The sequence below is a fragment of the Chryseobacterium sp. OV279 genome, from assembly GCF_900128945.1.
Classification (GTDB): domain Bacteria; phylum Bacteroidota; class Bacteroidia; order Flavobacteriales; family Weeksellaceae; genus Chryseobacterium.
The window spans coordinates 126,150-150,527 of the sequence record NZ_FQUD01000006.1 but is presented as its reverse complement, the minus strand read 5'-3'; the positions used below and the strand labels follow the sequence as shown (position 1 = coordinate 150,527).

Genomic DNA, 24,378 nt, shown 5'->3' with positions numbered 1-24,378 from the left:
GCGCTGAAAACGTGCAGCGTATTATGGTTCTCTAGATTGCACAATACCTATGCCATTTGTTTTTTGCTAAAAAATATGGTCAAAATTTCCTTTTTTCAATAATCTTTCATTTTAAAAATTAAAATAAAGGACTTCTGCTTCTCTAATTTCTTAAAAATGTGTATTTTCGCAAACTGATAAAAAACTATAATATATAAAATGGCAATTTTAGGACAGATTAGGAGTAAGCCTTGGCTTTTGATGGGAGTGATCGCATTGGCGCTTTTAGCGTTTCTCGTAAACCCAGACAGCATCGACAAGGTTTTTGGAAAAAATCCTGATGTTTTAGGAAAAGTAAACGGTGAGAAAGTCACCCGCGAAGAGTTCAATGATCAGCTTTTCGTACTGCAGCAGCAGGCTGAACAACAGGGCCGTCCAAAAACGGGACTGGAAGAGCAGGCGTGGCAGTTACTTGTACAATCTAAACTTATCAAGCAGCAGTTTGAGAAATTGGGCTTTGAGATGACAGACGACTATTTCTGGAATCAGATCCAGTATGATCAGATGTTTGCCCAGCAACAGCAGTTCTTTGATGAGAAAGGTAATTTTAAAACTCAAGAGCTTAAAAAAGAAATTGAAACATTAAAAAGCACCAACCCGGAAGGCTACAACCAATGGTTGAAAACCAGAAAGACTGTTGAATACAGACTGATGGCAAGACAGGTGTTTACTAATATTTCAGCAGGTATCACTACTGGCAAGAAAGAAGCTGAAGAGCTGATGAAGCAGAGAGACCAGTTAGCTGACATCGATTTTGTAAAGATCGACTATGCAGCATATCTTCAGAAAACGAAGATCAACGTTACTACGGCAGACCTTGAAAACTACATCAAGCAACACCCTGTAATGTTTAAAGCAGAACCTAGCAGAAATGTTGGAATTGTATATTTCCCTTCTACACCTAGCCCTGCAGATGATGCAGCAGCGCAGAAGGAAATCAATAAATTATTCTCAGGCGGCACTGATGCAAGCGGTGGAGCAGAAAACTTCCAGAACACGAAGAATGACTCTATGTTTGTAATGGCGAATTCTGATATGCCTTTCAATAATCAGTATGCAAAACCGAACCAGTTGCCTCAAAACATCCAGGGACAGATTGCTACTGCAGCTATCGGACAGACTTTCGGACCATACAAGGAGCAGAACTTCTATGTAGTTTCAAAACTTTTGGATAAAAAGACTTCTGATTCTACATTGTCAAGACACATCCTTATTGCTTTCAAAGGAAGCCCTGCAGGAGAAGGGGTAACAAGATCCAAAGAGCAGGCTAAGAAATTGGCAGACTCTATCGGAGCTATTGTAAAAGCTACTCCAGCTAAATTTACAGAGTTTTTAAAACTTTCTAACGACCCAAGTTCAGCAGCTCAGGCAGGTAGCTTAGGATGGACTACTCCGGAAACACCTTTCGTTCCTGAGTTCCTTACTTATTTGGCTAATAACCCTAAAGGCGCTACAGGTGTTGTAGAAACACAGTTCGGATATCATATCATCAATATTGAAGATAAAAAAGCAGGGTCTATGAGCTATAAAGTAGCCAACCTTGTAAAAGAAGTGAAGTCTTCAGATGCTACAGAAGCAGAATCTGATAAAAAAGCAAGAAGATTCATTCAGCAGGTTCAGGGGAAATCTTTCAACGATTTCGTGAATATTGCTAAAAAAGGAAACTATCAGTTCTCCAATCCTAAAGCAGCCAAAAGATTTGATGGTCAGCTTCAGGGTCTTGGTACAGATAAAGACGGAGAGATCTTAGCTTGGGCTTTCGATAAGAAAAGAACAAAAGGAGATACGGAATTCTTTACCGTAGAAGGTACAGGAGACAAGATTGTAGTATATCTTAACGGAAAACAGGAGGCAGGTCTTGCAGATCCTGAATCAGTAAGAGATCAGATCGAAGTAATTGTTAAAAATAAATTGGCGGCAAAACAAATTTCTGATAAAATTGCAGGAGCTAAAGCTTCTAACTTAGATCAGATTGCTAAATTATTTGCTTCTACAAAACAGGCTGCTCAGGTTAATATGCTTAACCCTTCAGTAGCTGGTTCTATGGAGCCTAAAGTAGCCGGTGCAGCATTCGGTGTGGCGAAAGGAAAACTTTCTAACCCTATCGAAGGTGGAACAGGAGTTTATGTTCTGATCAAAAAATCTGAAACCTTAAACAAGCAGCCGGGTGACCTTAAGCAGTTTACAGAGTCTATTACCCAGAGAGGGGCACAGATGTTCGGAGCGGCTTGGATGAAGAGCCTTCAGGATAATGCAGACATCGAGGATTACAGAATCGAGATCTGGAACAAGGTTGGAAACCAACAACAGTAAGAAATTAATTTTTACAGATATAAAAGCGGCAGATTTTTCTGCCGCTTTTTTTGTATTTAACGCAGAACAATAAAGAAAAAGATTAATTTAAAATGTGTTATATTTGCTCATTAGAAAAAATTTAGCAAGTGAAGTTCAGTAAAGAATTAAAAGCTGGTGTGATCGCACTTTTGGCTATTGTAGGCTTTGTGTTGTTGTTTCAATTCATGAAAGGCAGAAGTCTGTTTACTACCGATAATATATTTTACGCAAAATACGATAACGTAGAAGGGCTGGCACAGTCATCTGCGGTTTCCATCAATGGTCTGAAAGTAGGGCAGGTCGATAAGATCATCCCTAAGACAGCAAAAGACGGAAAGATCAGTTTTATCGTGAAAGTTACGGTAGATGACAAATTCGAGTTTTCGAAAAATTCAACCCTTGAAATCTTTGAACCGGGTCTTATGTCCGGAAAAGAGATGAGAGTTAATCTTATGTACGGCGGTCAGACTGCAAAAGATGGAGATACGCTTCAGGGAGCTTTCAAACTGGGAACTTTGGGAAGTCTTTCTTCTCAGGTAGGTCCGGTGAAAGATCAGCTGCAGACGGTTTTACATCGTGTAGACTCTTTGATGGCTAATGCAAATCTACTGGTAGACGGACAGAACAGAGCAGAGATCAAAGCTTTACTTTCCAACCTTAACAAAACGGTAGGTGCTTTGCAGACTACTGCAGGAAGTGTAAACAGCCTTGTAGGACATAACGATCCTAAACTTCAGAAGGTACTTGATGACGCAGCGGTGACGATGCAGAGCGGAAAAGTGACATTGGATAAATACGGTAACCTTGCTGAAAGCATTGATACTAAAAAATTAAATGCAGCCATTTCCAATTTAGATGCTACCGTAGGAAAACTGAATCAGGTAATTGCCGGAGTTGATAACGGACAGGGAAGCTTAGGTAAGCTAATGAAGGATGAGCAGCTTTACAATAATCTGAATTCCGCTTCTACGAATCTGAATTCATTGATTGAAGATATGAAAGCCAATCCTAAGAGATATATTAATTTCTCAGTTTTCGGTAAGAACAATAAAGACTAATCACCTTATGCAGTACATCGATAACATTATTTTTCTGATCTTATTAGTTGCTGGATTTGGGCTGTTTGCAAAAAGCCTGCTCAAGATTTACAGAAATATCAAGCTGGGAAGAGAAATCAACAGAAGCGACAGGAAATCTGAGCGCTGGGAAACCATGGCACGAGTGGCGATGGGCCAGAGCAAAATGGTAAAACGTCCTGTAGCTGGTATTCTCCACCTTTTTGTATACGTAGGTTTTGTGATTATCAATATCGAATTGATCGAAATTATCGTTGATGGAATCTTTGGAACCCACAGATTCTTAGCTTCAGTTTTCGGACACGGTTTCTATAATTTCTTTACAGCAACTTTAGAAGTTCTGGCGTTGCTAGTTGTAATTGGAGTGGTGGTATTTTTCATCAGAAGAAACTTTTATGGCGTTAAAAGACTCACCATGAAAGAACTTTTCGGATGGCCGAAAAACGATGCCAACTGGATCCTTATCATTGAATTTGCGTTAATGATGGCTTTCTTTAGTATGAATTCTGCAGATTACGTTCTCCAGATGAGAGGTGTTCTTGCGGAACATGGAAGCTTTCCGATCAGTGAAATGACATTAGTTCCGTTTTTAGAGATTTTCAGTTTTGATAACGGATTTCTGATGTTTGTAGAAAAAGGAGCCTGGTGGTTCCACTTTGTGGGGATTCTTTTCTTCATGAATTATCTTTATTACTCAAAACACCTTCATATCATTTTGGCGTTTCCAAGCACTTGGTTTGCGAATCTTGATAAAAAAGGAAAATTCAATAACCTTGATTCTGTAACCAAAGAGATAAAACTCATGATGGATCCTAATGCTGACCCTTACGCCGCACCGGCTGAAGGAGATGCTGCAGATGTTCCGTCTAAATTTGGAGCAGAAGACATCTTTGATCTGAACCAGGTACAGTTGCTTAATGCCTATTCCTGTACAGAATGTGGTAGATGTACTTCGGTATGTCCTGCCAACATCACCGGGAAAAAACTTTCTCCGAGACTGATCCTGATGAAAACCAGAGACAGACTGGAAGAAGTAGGCCGAAATATCGACAAGAATGGAAAATTCGAAGACGATGGTAAGAAGCTTCTGAATGATTATATCACCAAAGAAGAGCTTTGGGCGTGTACTACCTGTAATGCATGTACAGAAGCCTGTCCGGTATTGCTGGATCCGCTTTCTATTATTTTCGAAATGAGAAGATTCCTTGTGATGGAACAGTCCGCTGCACCTCAGGAACTGAATCTGATGATGACGAATGTAGAAAACAATGCCGCTCCGTGGCAGTATAACCAGGCAGACCGTTTGAACTGGGCAAATGATTAATTAGTGTAACAATGTAAAATAATGTAGCAATGTAGCAATCATTGGTAAACTGGTACATTGACATATTGGTAAATTTGAAAAAATGGATTTCAATATAAAAACAATGGCAGAATATGCTGCCGAAGGAAAATCCCCGGAAGTTTTATTTTGGGTGGGATGTGCAGGAAGTTTTGACGACCGCGCCAAAAAAATTACGAAAGCATTTTGCAAGATATTAAACAAGATAAAAGTTGAATTTGCAGTTCTGGGACAGGAAGAAAGCTGTACCGGAGATCCTGCAAAAAGAGCCGGAAACGAATTTGTCTTCCAGATGATGGCTCTTACTAATATTGAGGTCCTGAATGCTTACGAAGTGAAAAAGATCGTTACCGCATGTCCTCACTGTTTCAACACGCTTAAAAATGAATACCCAAGTCTGGGAGGACATTATGAAGTAGTTCACCATACCCAATTCCTGAAAACCTTAATGGAAGAAGGAAGACTGAAGATCGAAGGAGGAGCCTTTAAAGGAAAAAAGATCACTTTCCATGATCCTTGTTATCTGGGAAGAGCCAATAACGAGTACGAAGCACCAAGGATTCTTCTTGAAAAACTGGATGCCGAACTTGTAGAAATGAAACGTTGCAAAACCAACGGTTTGTGCTGTGGAGCAGGAGGCGCACAGATGTTTAAGGAACCGGAGAAAGGAAACAAAGACATCAATATTGAAAGAACGGAAGAAGCATTGTCTTTCGAACCTAAAGTTATTGCTACAGGATGTCCGTTCTGTAACACAATGATGACAGACGGTGTAAAGCACTTCAACAAAAACGAAGAAGTAGCCGTAAAAGATATTGTAGAACTTCTTGCGGAAGCAGACGATTTGTAAAATTTGAATTAAGAAATCTAAGAATTTATAAATTCAACGCTGAGAATTTTTAAATCTCTTAATTTTTAAATCTTTTAATTGTATCACAATGAAAATCGAAGAATCCAGTATAGTAGAAACCAACGACTACAGAGTCATTATATACCCTGCATCAAGACCTTTTGAAACAAAGGAAGCAAAAGCAATCACAGAAAAACTGTTTGATTTCCTTGCGACTTGGGCAGCACACGGAAAGCCGCTTGATTCATCCTTTAAAATCGAGAAAAATCAGTTTATCGTGGTATGTGTAGACGAAGAGAAAGAAATGGCTTCAGGATGCAGCATTGATGCCTTAGGGAAGATCATGCGCGAGATCGACGAACAGTACCAGCTTGGTTTGTTCGACAGAATGAAAGCCAGCTTTGTGCATAATGGAGAAGTAAAGACCCTGAAACTTCAGGAATTTAAGTCTCAATTAAGAAGCGGAGAATTACCACAAGATATTCAGGTATTTGATTTTTCTAAAAATACGTACTTAGACTTTTTAAGCCACTTTGTTCTGCCTTTGGAGAAAAGCTGGGCCAACGGGATCGTTTAATCCTATATAAAATACAATCTACTAGAACTTTAGATTGACGCCTTCAGGAAGTTTTCTGTTAAAAACAGTCTTCGTGAAGTCTTCAATGTAAGGTTCTTTTTGTTTGATGACCTTGCAGGGATTTCCCACAGCGATAGAGTTGGAAGGAATATTTTTGGCAACAATAGAACCCGCTCCGATCACTACATTATCCCCAATCTGCACGCCCGGAAGGATGACCGAATTGGTCCCCACAAAAACATTATTTCCAATGACAATCGGGCCACACTCATCATGGAGGCTGTGGTCATTATGGTTATGATTGGCTGAAATTAAAGACGTTCCCGCTCCGAAACCTACATTGTGCCCGATAATGATACCGTTGTTCGCCTGAATATAAATATTAGGGTTATCCCCCGGATCACATAGAATTCCTTTCTTTATTTTCGTATGATTTCTTACTTCTGAAGTAAAATGGACCGGCCATGGAACCTGTCCGTTAATTCTCAGTATTTTTTGAGGAACCAGATAATGGAAAAAAAGAACATGAGGAAGCATGTACTCATATTTTTGTCGGTAGTATTCCGGATAGAAGAAGTTATTAATTCTATGGAAAATCTGGTATTCAATAAATTTTTTAAGCGGATTCATTTTTCTTCAGAATAAACATGATGTAAAAATACAAAAATCCGTAGCCTATAAATAAAAATAGGGAAAAAATACCCACCAGATAGGTGATTCCTTTCTCTTTTCCAATGAAGATCGCTGCAATATTGGCCAGAAATAAATAGATATTAAAGATCAGCGCTACATTGTTTCTCTTTAAGATGGTCAGAATATCTGCAATAGGATTGATAAGACTTCGGGTGAGATATCCGAAAGACATCAGGAAAATAAACAATCCAAGATGTTCCCAGTTTTTATTGAAAAACATTTCCAAGAGAGGGATTCCGGCTACATTTACGAGGATATATAAAGCGAGGATAATGTAAAAATTCATTAAGCTCATCTTTTTGGTATACGCAAACAGTTCAGTTTTGCTCCGGCCTCTGTTGCTAAGTTCTGCAGCTCTCGGATAATACACCGTAGCGATGGAAGAGGAGATCAGAAGAAGCGGGACAGACATGATTTTTACGGTTAAAGAATATTCTCCCAGCAGCGAATCTGCAAAATAAAGAGAAATCAGGATCGGCATAATATTGTTTCCCAAAGCATTGATCAGTGTAGAAGGATAGGAATACCTAAAAAGTTCAGGCCTTTTTTTCGCATTGGCGATATATTTTTTCAAATCCGGTTTTACAAAATATTTTCTGGCACAATAAATAGCAGCGAGAAAAGCAGCAATATACCCGATCAGACTCCCGATCACAAGGCCGTTTTCAATCTTAATAAACACAAATACCACCTGAAACAGAAAGCTCACCACAGAATCTACAATCGTAAGCACTGAAACCAGCTTAAACATTTTCTTTTTGGCTAAAAGAAACTTTGCATTATTGGTGAATAAATAAAGAAACCCTGAAAAGATCCCAAGAAATATAATGTTTTTAGGAATGTCAAAAGGGATGAAGACCAGCAGAAAAGCAAGAATCATCACTGCTGCTGAAATAATGCCTGCCGTACTGAAATTATTATTCACCTCCTCTGCATCGCCTTCAAGCATGATCAGATGTTCCTGAGCAAGGCTGAGCACGACTGTAAATATACTCATGATACTGAGATAGATGCTGAAAATACCGTATTCGGAGGAACCGTAATATTTAGCCAGCAGAAGCCCTCCCATGACCAGAACAAACTTGGAAATAAAGTTCCCCTTAAAGATGGTGGAGATGTGGCTGCCGTTTAATCTTTTGAGTTTGTTTAAAAACATGGTAAAATATTACGAGAACAAATATATAATTATACATTTGCATAAAAAAGATTATTGAAAATTAACGGAAGATGAAATCTAAGCTAAATCATATTTTCATACTTAAACTTATAGCCGTCCTCTTTTTAACGGTTTCATGCGGAAGTGATGATGATTCTTTACAGAGAATTGATCAGGTTATGAATTTCTCCATCAAAAATGTGGCAGGACAGGATCTGATGAACCCCAAAAAGGCAGGTTCCTACACCAGTTATTCTGTGAATGACTTTAACGGAACTACGGCTGTAGCTCCGGTATCTATTTCGCTAAGAATGACGACGGACTCCTTATATTATTTTGAGTACATTAAAGGAGCCAAAAGGATTACTCTGGATTCTATCAGCCCTGAAAACAGAACCTACAAATCGAATCTGACTTTTACACTGAGCAAAATTGTAAATAATCAGACGGTTAGTGTTACTGATCAGATGGAAATCCGTTACCGCTGGACACCGACCGTATTTCAAGTTTCTCAGGTACTCTACAATAATAAAGAGGTATTTTCAAAGGCTGCGGATGCACCCAATGCGATTAATACCTTTATTATCACAAAATAATTTAAATTTGTAAAACGGTTAGCTTAATATGTAAGTTAATCATCTAATATTTAACATCTAAATAAAATGTTACAAGTCAATTTTTTACGCGACGATAAAGAACGCGTTTTAGAAGGTCTTAAAAAAAGACAATTCAAGAATCTTGGTTTGGTAGACGACGCTGTTGCTACTGACGACGAAAGAAAAAGAATTCAGTTTGAATTAGATTCCCAACTTTCAGAAATGAACAAAATCTCCAAAGAGATCGGGCTTTTGATGAAAGAAGGTAAAAAAGACGAAGCGGAATCTGCAAAATCTAAAACACTTCAGTACAAAGAAGCGAGTAAAGAACTGCAATCCCAGTTAGATGTAACGGAAAAAAAATTACTGGATATTTTATACCAGATTCCAAACGTTCCTTACCAATTGGTAAAAAGCGGAGTTTCTGCGGAAGACAACGAGAATATTTATCAGTCTCACGATGTGGAGGGCCTTGGAGAAGGTGCTATTCCTCACTGGGAGCTTGCGAAAAAATATAACCTGATCGATTTTGAATTGGGAGTGAAAATTGCCGGTGCCGGTTTCCCTGTTTATCTGGGAAAAGGAGCAAGGCTTCAGAGAGCTTTGGTTCAGTATTTTCTGGATAAAAACATTGACAAAGGATACATGGAGGTGAATCCTCCTCACGTTGTGAATGAAGCATCAGGATACGGAACAGGGCAGCTTCCTGATAAAGAAGGACAGATGTACCACATTGGTCTGGATGATTTATACCTTATTCCTACGGCAGAAGTTCCGGTAACGAATCTTTACCGTGATGTATTGCTGGAAGAAAAAGAACTTCCGATCAAAAATACGGCTTTCTCTCAGTGTTACAGAAGAGAAGCGGGAAGCTACGGAGCACACGTAAGAGGTCTGAACCGTCTTCACCAGTTTGAAAAAGTAGAGATCGTAAGACTTGAAAAGCCTGAAAACTCTTATGCTGCTTTAGAAGAAATGGTAGAGCACATCAAAGAAATTCTTACCGACCTTGAACTTCCATTCAGAGTATTGAGACTTTGTGGTGGTGATACAGGTTTTGCAGCTGCAATGACTTATGACTTTGAAGTATGGAGTGCAGCTCAGGAAATGTGGCTGGAAGTAAGTTCTGTGTCCAATTTTGAAACTTTCCAGTCTAACCGTCTGAAATGCCGTTTCAAAACAGACGGAAAATCTCAGCTGGTACATACCTTAAATGGTTCTGCAATGGCTCTTCCAAGAATTATGGCGGCATTGCTTGAAAACAACCAGACAGAAGAAGGCATCAGAATTCCTAAGAAGATTGCAGAATATGCAAGATTCGATCTGATCAACTAAGAGTTATTAGACTTTAATCTCAATAAAAAACCACTGAAATTTTTCAGTGGTTTTGTTATTTTAATCTGATTCAGGGTATGAGTTAAGAATAGAGAGGGTAGATTTCAGACATCAGACATCAGACTGAGTTGGAACAATCCCCAAACTCATTAATTCTAAAACACTCCAACTCTCAAACACGCATCCCGTAACTCTACTTCCCTTCAAAGTTTTCTATTGAAATAATACTGGCCTGATTGTCCATTGCTCTGGGATAAGCTAATGTCTTTACCTCTGGTCTGTAAAGTAAAGCCTGGCTGTACGCCTCGCCACCTCCAAAATAAGGATCTTTACCCGATGTTTTAGGAAGTGAAGGAATTATTTTGCCACTGTTGCTGTCAAAATTAATAGCTGACAGACTTAATAATGATCCGGCTTTAAAAATATAATTCCCTTTTATATTCACAAGTCCGAAAGAGTGAATTTCCAGATCAGAAAGTCTGTCACTGTTTAGCTTTGTTATGGCGTCTATTTTACCTGTAGCGGTGTTGATTGCTACAATCCTTGGGTCACCTGTTTTATAAGACGTTTCACTAATCATCATGGTACCCATAGGAGATTTTACTTGTTTTGTTCCCGCATCGAGTTTGCTTTCTGTGAAAATATAGATTTTATCTCCGCTTACATACGTATAAGGAATAAATACATCTGTTATTTTACTGCCGTCATTGTATTCTTTAACCACTTCGTTCGCAATAATTTTTCCTTCTTTAATATCATACAACATTAAATTTTCGAAATTGCTGGCATTAAATTTTACCGTTTTAGGTGTACTGTTAAAGGCAACTAAATAATCTTTATCACCGATAGATACAGCCGTTTCACTGATGACCTTCATCTTCTCTGTAAAGAATTTCTCTTCCTGCCCTGAAGCCGTTACAAAAAGAAGAGATGCATTTTGATTGGCTGATCTTAATAGTCCAATATTTCCTGAATTCGTCACAAAAAAATCGGTATCAGAACTTCCTGCTTCTCCGGTAACTTCTTTGGTCCAGGCAGATTTCAGGCTTCCGGTGTCGATCACATTGATGCTTATTTTTACAGGTTCCTTTCTCGGAGCGTGCTGATAGAAGACCACTGCCCCATATCTGCCGTTTTCAGATTTCTCGAAATAAGCAGTTCCCGATTTCATCGTAGATTCGATAGGGTAGGAAGCCAGCAGTTCACTGGTAAATGTGGCTGTAGTTTTATCGAAAATAATTTTATAGATGTCCTTCTTTTTTACCTTTCCTGCATACGTTTCTGTAATGAAAACAATTTTATTTCCAGATTCAAAGCTTCCCAGATAATTAATAGGGGCATATTTTTCTATTTGAGGCATCTCGTAAGAATAAGTCTGCTTCAGGTTATTAGAATTATCAAACTTCCTTACGAGTATTTTATTATTGCTGCGGATACTGTTTTCGTTAATGCTGCTCTGCATATAATACGTGTCAGCTCCTCCGGCAATCAGTTTTACATCTTTTTCCTGCGTAACATCAAAATCAAACTTATTCCCGTACTTATAATTGCTCTGCGCCCATGTGATAGAAGAGAGGCAGATCGCTAATGTTGTAAATGTTTTTAGTCTCATCGGTTATTTATAAATCTGGTTTTCCAATTGCTTTAATTCTGCTTTCTCGTTGTATGACAAATCCAGATCTACAAGTTTTTCCTGCATCTCGTTAAGATACTTTTCTGCATCCTTTTTATTTTCAAGGGCTACATTCAGTCTTATTAAGTTGAAATTGATGTATTTACCGATTTTAGCGTTGTAAGGAGCTTTTTTGTCTTTATAATTGACTTTTTTAAGAGTTTGCTCCCAGATATCTGTCCCTTTTTTCATATTGGCAAAAGCAATATTATTGTTGGTCTGATCAGAATTGGCCTGAAGCTTTCTCAAATTAGTGGTTACATAGATATGTGCTTTTTCTAAATCATCAAACTCCCCTTTGTTTTTCACAAATTCCAGTTTTACCTGCTTGTTAAGGGTTTTGTATCCGTAATTATCATTCAGGAAAGTATTGATCGCCTTAATGTTGTTTCCAAGATATTTCTTTTCTTCTGCAGGCTTGTTGATGTTGTCAGAAGGCTGGGAAGATACGAAAGTGAAGTCCTGAGAGATGGTCGTATTGATTTTCTCCGTACCGTTTTCTTTTATAACGATTTTCGTCGGCTGGTTAGCATAAGTCTGTCCCGCGTTATCCTGAAAGTTTACTTTTTCCATCGTTACGTAAACATCTACATTCGGATTTCCTTTTTTATAACCGTCAATAGCAATTTGAGAAGCTAAAACATTATTGTCTACAATGAAATAGTCATTCAGATTCGGCTCTCTGTATACAGGAGGAGAAGGCTTTGAGTAAACAGGCTTGGAAGGAAGCTGAAGCTGTGGTTTTAGTCCCTTTTCCTGTAAAGTCAGACGCTCCAGGAGGCTCATTTTTTTAAATTCTGCCGATTCTATTGCAAATTTCTCCTTTGCTTTTATGATTTCTTCATTGTAGTCTTTAAGAGACTGCTGATAATCGCTTTGACTTTCTGAAATGGTAGTGCTGAAGTTGGCAACAGCTTCCTGATGCTCCTTCTTGGCTTGTTTTATTACATCTTCCTTAGTCAGGTTGTAAGGAGAATTGACTGTAATATTATAAGTTCGGGAGTTTTCGCTAATGGAAGTTTGTGGTGCTTTTAAAACACGAAAATCAACCGTTTCAGAATTAATGCTTTGCGCATGTACACTGAGTGCTGAAATGACACTAAGAGATAGTAAAAATTTTCTCATGGTTATTTATAAATTAAGATTCAAAGATAATATTTTTAAGCAAAAACTGGAATTTGTTAATCTGTTATGATGAATAGGCTAAATTCGGGATAAGAACTGTTTAATTTTAATGAAGATCAGGAAGTCTGAACTTACTTAAGTCTCGGTAGTTCTGTTAACCATGTCAAGGTTTTAAACCTTGACATGGTTAGTAACAAAAAACGACTGATATTCAGCCGTTTTTTTATTGTTATTCTGTGACAATGATGATTTTTTTGTCTGCGTTTTTTAATTGAGCTTCCGGGTCATACATTGCCTTTAGATCGTAGTCTATTTTTACGGTATACTTATCGATCTGCTTTACCCAGTCATGTTTTCCGGTGATGGATTTGATCTTGTTTTCAAATTTCAGGGTAGTTCCGATGCTTTTGAAAAACATGGAGATCATTCCTTCTACTTTTTCGGCTTCCTCTTTTGAGGTTTTGCTCTTAAGGGTTTCTTCAATGTTTTTAAGATTGAAATTTTCTGTACTGATGGTCAGTGTTTTTCCGTCCCAGTCGTTGAAAATATTCTGATCGAGTGGAAGCTTTTCCTTTTTGTTATAGTTGCTCAGTAATTGATAATCAGCCTGTGTAAAGTGGTCCATTTTTAAAGAAAAACCAGCCGGCTTGTTATTTTCTTTATTGGTCTTCATGAAAATCTTTTTCATGATCCTGATAGAATCCGGGTCTTTTGTTTTCAGTTTTCCTTCCTTCTGCTGTATATCCAGAAAACTTGTCCAGACCGTTGGAAGCTTATCGAAATCTCCGAATTCCTTCTGCTGTTTAAGAGAATCAGGGGTCATGGCCTTCATTTCGGTTATAAACTGTCTCATATCAATATCTGTCACCGAAGTGGATGCGGCATCTTTGTGGTATACAATTTCAGAATTGATAGTACACGACTGCAACACAAAAAGTGCTGCCGTGAATAAAAAGAGTATTTTTTTCATGGAATTAGTTAGTTGTATTAATGACAGTTCGTTGAACTGTGGTCGTGTCCCTCGATATGACAGTTAGCCCCGTTATGATCTTTGGAAATGGTCATGGCTTCAGCTCTTGGAGAAATGTAAGGAATTCCTAATTCAAGACCTCTGAGAATAAATAATCCTCCCAGAATAATCATAATCACCGGAACCGCTTTTAAAACCTTTACTCTGAAAGCCTGATTCATGAGGTTTCCGGCTAAAACTACCGCAAACATGAACGGAAGGGTTCCTAGTCCAAATAAAGCCATGTATGAAGCTCCCTGCCATATTCCTCCGCTCGCCAGACTTGCTGTAAGAGCCATATAAACCATTCCGCAGGGTAGAAAGCCATTCAGAACCCCTGTAGAAAATCTTGAACGGTAATCTGCCTTCTGCAGTAATTTTCCTAAATTCAGTTTTACAGAATACAGGAACTTAGAAAGAAAAGGAATTTTTGAGGCGAAATCTTTTCCACCGAACGAAAATAAAGCCATGATGATCAGAAGAATTCCTGCACCGATCGTAAGATACTGCTGAAATCCCGCCATTTCAAAACCTTCACCTATAATTCCAAGAATCGCTCCCAATAATGAATAGGTGAAGATTCTGCCGAACTGATAGGTCAGATTCTGAAGATAAAAATTGGTGGCTTGTTTTTTCGTCAATCCCATCGATAAAGCAATAGGTCCGCACATTCCGATACAGTGAAAACCGGAAGCGAATCCTAATGCAATGGCCGATAAAATGAGTCCTATTTCCATATCACATCATAATCCATTCTGTAGTCTGCTTTGTCTTTTGTCCACATCAGTCTTAGCGTGTAGTTTCCTACTTTTAATACCTGTGCAGGGATCATGAAAGACTGTGCGGCATCAAGCTGAACAGGTTTTTTGATATCCAAATTCTGATCGTCGGTTCTGTTTAAAACAAATTTTACCGTAGTATTGCTATTGTTATAGTCTTTTGGAAAAACAATTTTGATTCCGTTTTTTTCCTGGCTGTATACAGGCTTTTCCTGTAAATCATCAGCTCTTTTTTTAGCATCAATGACATCCTGATACTTAAGCTCCTCTTCGTAATAATTATCGGTTACCATTTCAGAATTCTTCTGCCCGTTCGGGAAAAGAAACATCATGGATAATATAAAAACAATGAATGCAAATAATGCGATTACCACACCGTGTCCCCAACTAAAGTTTTTCATTTCTTCCGGATTTTTTATTTTTTTATGGTCATAAGGAGCCTCAAGATTTTTACATCTTGAAGACTCCTTACGATTAGAATTGCAGTTTGAATGGTCCCTCGAAGTACGTCTGGTAAGAATCGACAAGCTTGCCCTTCATATCATAGACTCCGATGGTTATATTTTGTTTTGAAAGTTTCATATCGTCTTCAGGGAAGCTGATATTGATGGTTCCTTTCGAAATTTTGTCTCTTTCTACCTGGATCTTGCTGGATGCACTGTAAGTGATCTCACCATGAGCCGGTTCCAATACTTTTATCGTAACGATTTTCTTGTCGTTGGTCTTGTTCAGGAACGTATAGTTGTACGTGTTGGTGATTTTACCGTCTCTTACAAAGAATGTACTTCCTGCAGGTTTAATGAATTTAGCCTCCATTTCACCTCTGCTGTAAAGAAGGAATCCTAAGAATCCTACCAACAACACAAGAACCACCGCAAAACCTTTCATTCTTCCTGTAAATTTAAACTGAGTTTGATTCTCAATTTCATTCTCGGAAGCATATCTTACCAGTCCTTTTGGAAGACCTACTTTTTCCATCACTTCGTCGCAGGCATCAATACATGCGGTACAGTTGACACATTCCAGCTGTTGGCCGTCTCTGATGTCAATTCCCGTAGGACAAACCACCACACACTGGTGACAGTCGATACAGTCTCCTTTTCCTGCAGCTTTACGGTCTTCTCCTTTTCTCCATTTTGATCTGTTTTCTCCTCTTTTAAAATCGTAGAAAACATTGATGGTATCTTTATCGATTAAAACACCCTGTAATCTTCCGTATGGACAAACCAGTGTACAAACCTGCTCTCTGAACCAAGCAAATACAAAGTAGAATGCAGAGGTGAAGAGCACCATTACGATAAAATTGGTAGGATGGGCAAACGGTCCTTCTGAGATGATTCTTAAAATTTCCTCATAGCCTACAATATACATCAGCATAAAGTGGGTGATGATCAGGGAAATAATAATGTAAACCGTCCATTTCAAGCTTCTTTTCCAGATCTTTTCGCTGTTCCACTCCTGTCTGTCCAGCTTCATTTGCTTGTTTCGGTCACCTTCAATAAGATATTCAATTTTACGGAAGATAGATTCCATAAAAATTGTCTGAGGGCATATCCACCCGCAGAAAATTCTTCCGAATGCAATCGTAAAAATGATAATAAAAATTAAAGACGCGATAGCACCTAAAGTAAGGATAAAAAAGTCCTGTGGATAGAAAGGCTGTCCAAGAATGAAAAACTCTCTATCGATAACATTGAATAAAAAGAAAGGGTTGCCATTGATCTTGAGGAATGGCACCGTAAAATAAATGATTAATAAAGCATAGCTTACAAGGTTTCTGTAGTTGGTGTATTTCCCTTTTGGTTTTCGGGGGAACACCCATCTTCTCTTACCGGATTGCTCCATTGTCCCGATAGAATCTCTGTAAGTCTCAGGGTCCAGAACCTGTCCCTGTCCGCCGCGTACTTCTATTTCTTCTATATCTGACATTTCGTAATAGGTTTAAAAAAGAAAAAACATAATTCGTTACTATTTTTAGTTAATAACAAATTATGTTTTTTTCATATGTTTCTAATTTTTTAAAATTATTCTTTTTCCCAATGCGCTTCAGTTCCCTGAGGAGCTGCTCCTCCCTGAGCCTGCGTCACTGGTGGTTGTTCCTGATTGATGTGATATACATACGCTGCAATCTTCTCAATTTCTGCTCCGGAAACCTCTCCGTTTTTACCGAAGGCTCTCATCGCAGGGTTAGTAGGGGAACCATTCCAGTCCATGTGGAAAACTGTTTTAAATAAAGTCTTCTCAGGCTGGTTGATCCAATAGTTATCCGTAAGGTTTGGACCGATACCACCACTACCGTCTTCTTTGTGACAAGATGCACAGTTGGTTTTGAACAGTTCTTTTCCGTCTGCGATATTATCAGCAGAGTATTTTGCCGTTTCTATCGTTACAGGAGGCTGAGATTTTTCGTATTCTGCAATACTGGCCATCTGCTCTTTATATTCCTGCTCATATTCGCTCAATGGGTGTGCGAAATCTGTGAAAGAATACGCTGCGATATATACAATACAAAAAGCAGTCCCAAAATAGAATAATCCTACCCACCATTTCGGAAGCTGATTATCCAATTCCATAATTCCGTCGAAACCGTGGTCGATAAGGATATCCTTTTCTTCCGTTTCAGATTGCTTCTTGAATGCAGCATCGTACATTCTTCTCAGGAAAGGCACTTTCTTTTCTGCCAAATAAGCCGCCTTTTCTTCCGGAGATAATTTTTTGAATTTATTGTTTTCAATCAAATCCCCGATCGAGCTGTGGATGTATGCCAAAATAGCACTGATCACCACAGTTCCCCAGAAATAAGGTGAAGCTAGGAACGAGTAGCTTTGTACAAACAAATAATAAAAAACTATTAGAAGTCCGGTTATTATTAAGATGTTTACAACAACAGGTGTTCTTTGTTTCATAATAAATAGTTTAATTTTTTAAATTAAAATCGTCATCCTCATCATCCCCAAGCGGTGCTTGCTCTTCTTCTCTGTAATATTTTTTAGGCCTGCTAAAAACATAGATTACCAGAGCTACGAAGAATAGCATAAAGAAAATCAGAGCCAGCGTCTGGTATAGACCAGCGTTTTCTGTATTGGATAATATATCTTTAAAGTTCTGAGGAATCATGTGAACCTTTTAATGTTTAGTTAGTACTTGCTGTTTTAATTTCTGTCGTCTTGATATCTGTACCTAATCTCTGAAGGTAAGAGATAAGAGCTACAATCTCTTTTTTCTCCAGTTCTCCCTGAGGTCTCTTAGCATAGGCCACTTTAAGGTCGTTTGCTTCAGAGAAAATATCTTTTACAATCTTCGTTGCCTGGTTGTCTGCCCATGCGTTGGCAGAATCTATCTGAGCTTTTGTATAAGGAACGTCAAATGCATTCTTCATAAGCTTCATTTTGTCTACCATTTTAGATCGGTCTAAGTTGGTAGCAATTAACCAAGGGTAACGAGGCATGATAGAACCGGCAGATGTAGATCTTGGGTTATACATGTGTTTGTAGTGCCAAGAACTTGGGTTTTTCCCTCCTTCTCTATGTAAATCCGGTCCTGTTCTTTTAGAACCCCATAAGAATGGTCTGTCATAAACGAATTCTCCCGCTTTGGAATACTGTCCGTTCTTACCGTTGAATCTTGTGATCTCATCCCTGAACGGTCTGATCATCTGAGAGTGACAAGCATTACATCCTTCACGGATATAAAGATCTCTACCTTCTAATTCAAGCGGTGAATATGGTTTTACAGCTGAAATCGTAGGTACACTTTTCTTTAAGGATAGTGTAGGGATGATTTCAATTGAACTACCTATCGAGATGGTGATGAAAGATAGAATACCTAATAATACAGGCATTCTTTCAAGCCATAAGTGAGTTCCTTCACCTTCTTTACGTTTGTTTCCGATGTTAGCCAGTGCAGGTGCTTCAGCAGGAACTTCTTTCTGGAATGAACCTTGTCTTACTGTAGCAACTACGTTCACAATCATTAAGATCATTCCTGAAATATAGAATAAACCTCCTACGAATCTCATTTTGAAATATGGAATGATAGCAGTTACTGTATCCAACCAGTTTTTCCATAATAGAGTTCCGTCCGGGTTGAACTGCTTCCACATTAACCCCTGTGTAAATCCTGAAATATACATTGGTACTGCATAGAAAATAATTCCTAATGTCCCTAACCAGAAATGCCAGTTAGCTAATTTTACAGACCACATTTTTGTTCTCCACATAATCGGTACCAGGTAATAGATAACCCCGAATGCCATGAAACCATTCCATCCAAGAGCTCCTAAGTGTACGTGACCGATAACCCAGTCTGTAAAGTGACCAATTTTGTTGATGTTTTTAGTGGCTAAAAGCGGACCTTCAAATGTTGCCATACCGTAGCATGTAACAGCCACTACGAAGAACTTAAGGATAGGGTTTTCCCTTACTTTATCCCATGCTCCTCTCAGTGTAAGAAGTCCGTTTAGCATTCCTCCCCAAGACGGTGCGATAAGCATGATAGAGAAACCAGTTCCCACAGCCTGCGCCCATGCAGGAAGAGCTGTATACTGAAGGTGGTGAGGACCAGCCCAGATATATACGAAAATTAATGACCAGAAGTGAATAATAGACAGTTTATAAGAGAAAACCGGTCTGTCTGCTGCCTTCGGAAGGAAGTAATACATTAGACCAAGAACCGGAGTCGTCAGTACGAATGCAACCGCATTGTGACCGTACCACCACTGTACAATAGCATCTTTTACCCCTGCATATGCTGAATAAGATTTCCAGCCTGTGAAAGATAATGGAACCTCAAGGTTGTTGAAGATGTGAAGCATTGCTACTGCAATCCATGTACCGATATAGAACCAGATGGCTACATAAAGGTGTCTTACTCTTCTTTTTGCAATCGTCAGGAACATGTTGATCCCGAAGATGATCCATGAGAACGCAATCAATATGTCGATCGGCCACTCGTGTTCAGCGTATTCTTTTGAGGTGTTGATCCCCATAAAGAAGGTAACGAACGTAGCAACGATCATAAACTGCCAAGTCCAGAAATGTAACCAGGATAATGTATCACTGTACATTCTTGTTTTTAATAATCTCTGTAACGAGTAATAAATACCGGTATAAACGATATTACATACAAATGCAAAGATCACGGTATTGGTATGAAGCATTCTGATTCTACCAAAACCAAATGCACCATGAGTGTTTATTAACCCTTGAATATTGCCTGATGCAAGACTCTTGATGGTTGTATCATCAGTACCGAATACAAATTCCGGTAATTCAGGGTAGAAAAGCATTAATGCCGCCGTAAGCCCGAACGTAAATCCTATAAGACCGAAAACTAAGGTCGCATAAAGGAACGCACGGACAATACTGTTGTCATAACTAAACTTTTGTGTTTCCATATCAACTATTCACTTTTTTCTTCAATTTTATTATTCTCTCCTATTTTTTTCTCGTCTTTATCTTTGTTGCCCTCGTCCTTTTCCTTGATTTCTCCACTATCAAAAAGGATTCTGACAGCCGGAGATTCGTCATCTTCAAACTGTCCTTTTCGGGCATACACTATAAATACGACCAAGAAAATCGCAGCCAAAGAAACACTGCAGAGGATCATTAAATATAGAATATCCATTGGACAACAAAATTAACCTATTTTCGGGGTTCAAATTTAGTGAAAAATAATGACATTCATCACGAAATGCCGATTTCAGCTAATTTAAAATCAGTCTAAATAAGGGCTTCTACGCCTGCTTTTTGAAATGTTTTCTGCCCAATATCCAGGTCGAAAGAGTAGTGAATGTGACCACCGTGATCGAACTGATTGGCATGATGATTGCTGCGAAGAGCGGATGCATATGGCCTGTAACTGCGTAACTTAAACCGACAATATTGTATAAGAAACTGATTATGAATGTCATTTTTACAATAGTAATCGAGCCTTTGCAGACACTCAGGTATTTGTCCAGAGTCACTACTTTATCCCCATTCATGATGACATCAGACGATGGTGTGAAACTGTTCGTGTCATCCGCAATAGCAATTCCTACGTTACTTTGTTTCAGGGCTCCTGCATCATTCAGTCCGTCTCCCAGCATCGCTACTTTCATCTGTTGATCCTGAAGGTTTTTGATGTAGTTCAGTTTGTCTTCAGGGCTTTGGTTGAAAGCCATTCCTTTGTAGTTCGGGATCAGTTCTTTAAGTTGATTTTCCTCAGAAGAGTTATCACCGCTCAGAATGAATATTTTGTAGGTGCTTAACTTCGTAAACAGCTCTTTTAATTTCGGGCGGTATTCGTTTTTGAAAATGAATTTACCTACAAATTCGCCGTTCTTGCTTATGTAAACCGCTGTTTCTAGATTCTTAGGTTCCTGGTTGTTGTAACGGGCAGAACCAATCTTATAAAGGCTTCCTCTTATGCTCGCTTCATATCCTTTTCCTGAAATTTCCTGGAATTTTTCAACAGGATAGTAGTCATCATTCACCTCAATGAATTCGTATAACGATTTGGAAAGCGGGTGATTGGAATTTTTTAATAACGTTTTGATATTCAGTTGATCAAAATCATTGATTTCAATACCTTCATATCTGATATTAGATTTTTTTCTGTGGGTAATAGTTCCTGTTTTATCAAAAACAATCGTATCCAGTTTCGCAATCTTTTCAATCGTCAGCGTATCTTTTACGTAAAATTTATTGCGTCCTAAAATTCTCATGATGTGCCCGAAAGTAAACGGAGCAGACAATGCTAGTGCACATGGACATGCAATGATCAGGATCGCTGAAATAACCTGGAACATGACATTAAGGTCAATAAACGCCCAATAAGTTCCTGAAACGACTGCAATGCCTAAAATGATGAATGTGAAATATTTGCTGACGTTGTTGGTCAGTGTGTCAAGGCCTGTTTCGTGTTTCTTGAACGCTTCTTTATTCCAAAGCTGTGTTAAATAACTTTGGTCAACATCTTTGATCACCTCCAGCTCAAGTGAAGATCCGATCTGTTTTCCACCGGCAAAAATTTTATCACCAGGCTGCTTGCTGATGCTTTCGCTTTCTCCGGTAATGAAACTGTTGTCAATATTTCCTTCCCCGTTGATCAGAATGGCATCCACCGGAATGATTTCCTGGTTTCTTACCAGAATTCTGTCGCCCACTTTGATTTCAGAAAGAAGAATGTTGTCCTGTTTACCTTCGAAATCTACTTTGGTAACGGCGATAGGGTAGAATGATTTATAATCTCTGTCGTAAGATAATGCGCTGTATGTTCTTTTCTGGAAAATTTTTCCCATTAACATAAAGAACAGCAATCCGCACAGGGTGTCAAAATAACCTGGACCGTAATCGGTAACCACTTCATAAATACTTCGTCCGAAAAGAACAAATATCCCCAGTACGATCGGAACATCAATATTTACAATCTTATTTTTTAATCCGTACCATGCCGATTTATAATAATCCGATGCGGAATAAAATACGACCGGACATGCCAGTAAGAACATTAATGTTCTGAAAAGTCCTTTGTAATGCTCCATCCAGAAATCTTCACCTCCCACATATTCCGGAAAAGCCAGGAACATTCCGTTTCCGAATGCAAAACCTGCGATCGCAAATTTTATAAGAAGAGATTTGTCAAGATGATCTACATTTTTATCGGCAGTTTCAAGGCTGATAACAGGCTTGTAACCAAGATTGGTTAAGAAATTAGCTAGTTCGCTTAATTTGAGATCGTTATGATTAAATGAAATCTGTAAGGTCTTTCTGGTGAAATTCACCTGAGAGTAATTGATATGTTCATGCAAGGTATGAAGGCTTTCGAGTAGCCAGATACATGAAGAACAGTGTATTACAGGGATTTTAAAAGTGACGAGACTGGTCTTTCCTTCTGAGAAATCGGTGACCTTTTCGAAGATCTCCGGTGTATCAAGATATTCGAACTGCGAAGAGCTCTCGTCGCTGGGACGGATTCCGGCTCTTTTATTAAGCTCGTAGAAATTAGTTAAATTATTGATATTCAGAATTTCATAGACAGACTTACATCCGTTGCAACAGAAAGTCTTTTCATCAAACAAAATTCTCTCTTTTTCTATACCTTGACCACAATGAAAACAGTTCTCGCTCACCACATAATATATTGAACGACAAAATTATAACAATTTTTTTTGTTTATCGTGTTAAAAAGTTCTATTTTTGTGATAAATGTCATATAAAATGTCGCAGGAACAACAGATTGCAATTGAAGAGAGGTTCGCCAGAGTTTTTAATGATAAATCATTTAAGGAAAGACTTTCTAGCATTGATTTTGAAAAATATATTAACGGCAAGAAAAGATTGAGTTTTCAGAAGCACGATACCATTTTCGAGGACGGAGAAACACCAAAAGGAGTGTTCGTTTTGGAAAAAGGGGCAGCTAAGCTGTCAAAATCGGGAGCGTTTGGAAAAGACCAGATCCTAAGATTTATCAAAGAGGGCGACATCATCGGCTATCGTTCATTGCTTTGCGGGGAAAATTTCCAGGCAAAGGCAGAGGCTATGACAGACATTGAATGCATTTTCCTTCCTGCAGATATCTTTATGTATCTTCTGGAAGTAGATCCACAGCTTTCTTTTGCAATGCTTCAGAAGATCTCTTACGAATTAGGAGAATCATCCAACACCATCACGTTCCTTGCTCAGAAAACAGTAAGAGAAAGACTGGCAGAAATTCTGATCCTTCTGGAACAGAAACTGGGGGTAGATCCTGAAGGATTTATCAAGATTTCGCTTACGAGGGAAGAAATTGCCAACATCATTGGTACTGCTACAGAAAGTGCCATCCGTTTGATCTCTGAATTCAAACAGGACAGTCTCATAGAAGTAGACGGAAGAAATATCAAAATTCTCAACCACGACAAACTGATGAAACTAGGTCACGTAGTTTTATAACCATCATACAAAAACTTAAGTCGGCGAAAGCCGACTTTTTAACTTTTAAAAAATAGATAAATTATGTCTGTTCACTCTGAAATTAAAAAAGTTACGACTGAAACCTTGCGAAAAATGAAATTCGACAAGGAAAAAATAACAATGCTTACCGCCTACGATTTTACCACCGCTAAGATGGTAGATGCAGGAGGAGTTGATGCAGTTTTGATCGGAGATTCTGCAGCCAATGTAATGGCAGGATTTGAAACCACACTTCCTATCACATTGGATCAGATGATCTATCATGCTCAAAGTGTAGTAAGAGGAACTGACAGAGCTCTTGTGGTAGCGGATCTTCCATTCGGAACCTATCAGAGTAATCCTGAGAAAGCATTGGAGTCTGCAGTAAGAATGATGAAAGAAGGAGGTGCTCATGCCGTAAAAATTGAAGGAGGAAAAGAGATCTCAAAATCTATCAAAAAAATCATCAACGCAGGAATTCCTGTGATGGGACATTTAGGATTAACGCCACAGTCGATTTATAAATTCGGAACCTATAAGGTAAGAGCAAAAGATGAAGCAGAAGCGGAGAAATTAATTGCTGATGCACAGCTTTTAGAAGAACTGGGATGTTTCGCCATTGTTTTGGAGAAAATTCCGGCTGATTTAGCTAAAAAAGTAACTGAAGCCATTTCAATTCCTACGATAGGAATCGGAGCCGGCTCTGATTGCGACGGACAGGTTCTTGTGTACCACGATATGGTTGGAATGAACAAAGGTTTTAGTCCGAAGTTCTTAAGAAGATACCTAGATCTGTACACAGAAATTACAGGAGCCGTAGCTCAGTATGTGAAAGACGTGAAAAGTGTAGAATTTCCTAACGAAAATGAAAGCTATTAAT

Annotated in this window: 22 protein-coding genes; 9 read left to right on the top strand and 13 right to left on the bottom strand. The window is 38.6% G+C overall.

Going from position 1 to position 24,378, the window contains the following annotated elements:
- Nucleotides 1-198 precede the first annotated feature (198 nt).
- The 5 genes from BUA72_RS23330 to BUA72_RS23310 all read left to right on the top strand — a co-directional run bounded on the left by BUA72_RS23330 (nt 199) and on the right by BUA72_RS23310 (nt 6,218).
- Nucleotides 199-2,352, top strand: coding sequence for a peptidylprolyl isomerase (locus BUA72_RS23330; RefSeq protein WP_072925627.1), 2,154 nt, complete (start codon nt 199-201; stop codon nt 2,350-2,352).
- 128 nt (nt 2,353-2,480) lie between these two features.
- Nucleotides 2,481-3,431 (top strand): MlaD family protein, encoded by a 951-nt coding sequence (locus BUA72_RS23325; protein ID WP_047452729.1) that lies wholly within the window; start codon nt 2,481-2,483, stop codon nt 3,429-3,431.
- A gap of 7 nt (nt 3,432-3,438) precedes the next feature.
- A complete protein-coding gene (locus BUA72_RS23320) occupies nt 3,439-4,773 on the top strand; it encodes a 4Fe-4S dicluster domain-containing protein (RefSeq protein ID WP_034726919.1) in 1,335 nt (444 codons plus the stop codon).
- Nucleotides 4,774-4,855: 82 nt separating this feature from the next.
- A complete protein-coding gene (locus BUA72_RS23315) occupies nt 4,856-5,641 on the top strand; it encodes a (Fe-S)-binding protein (RefSeq protein ID WP_034726920.1) in 786 nt (261 codons plus the stop codon).
- A gap of 88 nt (nt 5,642-5,729) precedes the next feature.
- Entirely contained in the window at nt 5,730-6,218 is a 489-nt protein-coding gene (locus BUA72_RS23310; protein ID WP_072925624.1) for a hypothetical protein, read from the top strand.
- A gap of 21 nt (nt 6,219-6,239) precedes the next feature.
- Here BUA72_RS23310 and BUA72_RS23305 read toward each other — a convergent pair whose 3' ends face one another.
- Nucleotides 6,240-6,848 (bottom strand): acyltransferase, encoded by a 609-nt coding sequence (locus BUA72_RS23305; protein WP_052202428.1) that lies wholly within the window; start codon nt 6,846-6,848, stop codon nt 6,240-6,242.
- Entirely contained in the window at nt 6,835-8,067 is a 1,233-nt protein-coding gene (locus BUA72_RS23300) for an oligosaccharide flippase family protein (protein ID WP_072925621.1), read from the bottom strand. The genes BUA72_RS23305 and BUA72_RS23300 overlap by 14 nt, the downstream gene beginning before the upstream one ends.
- 71 nt (nt 8,068-8,138) lie before the next feature.
- Between BUA72_RS23300 and BUA72_RS23295 the strand changes: the two genes are divergently transcribed.
- Nucleotides 8,139-8,663, top strand: coding sequence for a hypothetical protein (locus BUA72_RS23295; RefSeq protein ID WP_047452726.1), 525 nt, complete (start codon nt 8,139-8,141; stop codon nt 8,661-8,663).
- A 66-nt stretch (nt 8,664-8,729) separates the two neighbouring features.
- Entirely contained in the window at nt 8,730-9,998 is a 1,269-nt protein-coding gene (gene serS / locus BUA72_RS23290; RefSeq protein WP_047452725.1) for a serine--tRNA ligase, read from the top strand.
- A 193-nt stretch (nt 9,999-10,191) separates the two neighbouring features.
- Here serS and BUA72_RS23285 read toward each other — a convergent pair whose 3' ends face one another.
- From BUA72_RS23285 to BUA72_RS23235, 11 genes are all read right to left on the bottom strand, one after another.
- Nucleotides 10,192-11,610: a hypothetical protein gene (locus BUA72_RS23285; protein ID WP_072925618.1), complete on the bottom strand. Its 1,419-nt coding sequence runs from the start codon at nt 11,608-11,610 to the stop codon at nt 10,192-10,194.
- A gap of 3 nt (nt 11,611-11,613) precedes the next feature.
- Nucleotides 11,614-12,795, bottom strand: coding sequence for a hypothetical protein (locus tag BUA72_RS23280; RefSeq protein ID WP_072925615.1), 1,182 nt, complete (start codon nt 12,793-12,795; stop codon nt 11,614-11,616).
- Nucleotides 12,796-13,024: 229 nt separating this feature from the next.
- Complete coding sequence (locus BUA72_RS23275) at nt 13,025-13,765, bottom strand: hypothetical protein (RefSeq protein WP_072925613.1); 741 nt, start codon at nt 13,763-13,765, stop codon at nt 13,025-13,027.
- A gap of 17 nt (nt 13,766-13,782) precedes the next feature.
- Entirely contained in the window at nt 13,783-14,541 is a 759-nt protein-coding gene (locus BUA72_RS23270) for a sulfite exporter TauE/SafE family protein (RefSeq protein ID WP_047452721.1), read from the bottom strand.
- Nucleotides 14,532-14,984: a FixH family protein gene (locus tag BUA72_RS23265; RefSeq protein ID WP_034726928.1), complete on the bottom strand. Its 453-nt coding sequence runs from the start codon at nt 14,982-14,984 to the stop codon at nt 14,532-14,534. The genes BUA72_RS23270 and BUA72_RS23265 overlap by 10 nt, the downstream gene beginning before the upstream one ends.
- A gap of 73 nt (nt 14,985-15,057) precedes the next feature.
- On the bottom strand, nt 15,058-16,512 hold the full coding sequence (ccoG, locus tag BUA72_RS23260; RefSeq protein WP_034726929.1) for a cytochrome c oxidase accessory protein CcoG: 1,455 nt from the start codon (nt 16,510-16,512) through the stop codon (nt 15,058-15,060).
- Between the two features lie 95 nt (nt 16,513-16,607).
- Nucleotides 16,608-17,489, bottom strand: a complete 882-nt coding sequence (locus tag BUA72_RS23255) for a cbb3-type cytochrome c oxidase N-terminal domain-containing protein (RefSeq protein ID WP_034726930.1) — start codon at nt 17,487-17,489, stop codon at nt 16,608-16,610.
- 10 nt (nt 17,490-17,499) lie between these two features.
- Nucleotides 17,500-17,700, bottom strand: a complete 201-nt coding sequence (locus BUA72_RS23250; RefSeq protein ID WP_034726931.1) for a cbb3-type cytochrome oxidase subunit 3 — start codon at nt 17,698-17,700, stop codon at nt 17,500-17,502.
- Between the two features lie 16 nt (nt 17,701-17,716).
- A complete protein-coding gene (ccoN, locus tag BUA72_RS23245; protein WP_034726932.1) occupies nt 17,717-19,978 on the bottom strand; it encodes a cytochrome-c oxidase, cbb3-type subunit I in 2,262 nt (753 codons plus the stop codon).
- 5 nt (nt 19,979-19,983) lie between these two features.
- Nucleotides 19,984-20,208, bottom strand: a complete 225-nt coding sequence (gene ccoS / locus BUA72_RS23240) for a cbb3-type cytochrome oxidase assembly protein CcoS (protein ID WP_034726933.1) — start codon at nt 20,206-20,208, stop codon at nt 19,984-19,986.
- A 109-nt stretch (nt 20,209-20,317) separates the two neighbouring features.
- The gene (locus BUA72_RS23235) at nt 20,318-22,696 is read right to left on the bottom strand and encodes a heavy metal translocating P-type ATPase (protein WP_072925813.1); all 2,379 of its coding nucleotides are present in this window, start codon (nt 22,694-22,696) and stop codon (nt 20,318-20,320) included.
- A gap of 88 nt (nt 22,697-22,784) precedes the next feature.
- On the opposite strand from BUA72_RS23235, the gene BUA72_RS23230 reads away from it, so the two are divergent.
- Nucleotides 22,785-23,498 carry a Crp/Fnr family transcriptional regulator gene (locus BUA72_RS23230; protein WP_047452719.1) on the top strand — a complete coding sequence of 238 codons (714 nt, stop codon included), beginning with the start codon at nt 22,785-22,787 and terminating at the stop codon, nt 23,496-23,498.
- A gap of 63 nt (nt 23,499-23,561) precedes the next feature.
- A complete protein-coding gene (gene panB / locus BUA72_RS23225) occupies nt 23,562-24,377 on the top strand; it encodes a 3-methyl-2-oxobutanoate hydroxymethyltransferase (protein ID WP_047452718.1) in 816 nt (271 codons plus the stop codon).
- Nucleotide 24,378: the final 1 nt, after the last annotated feature.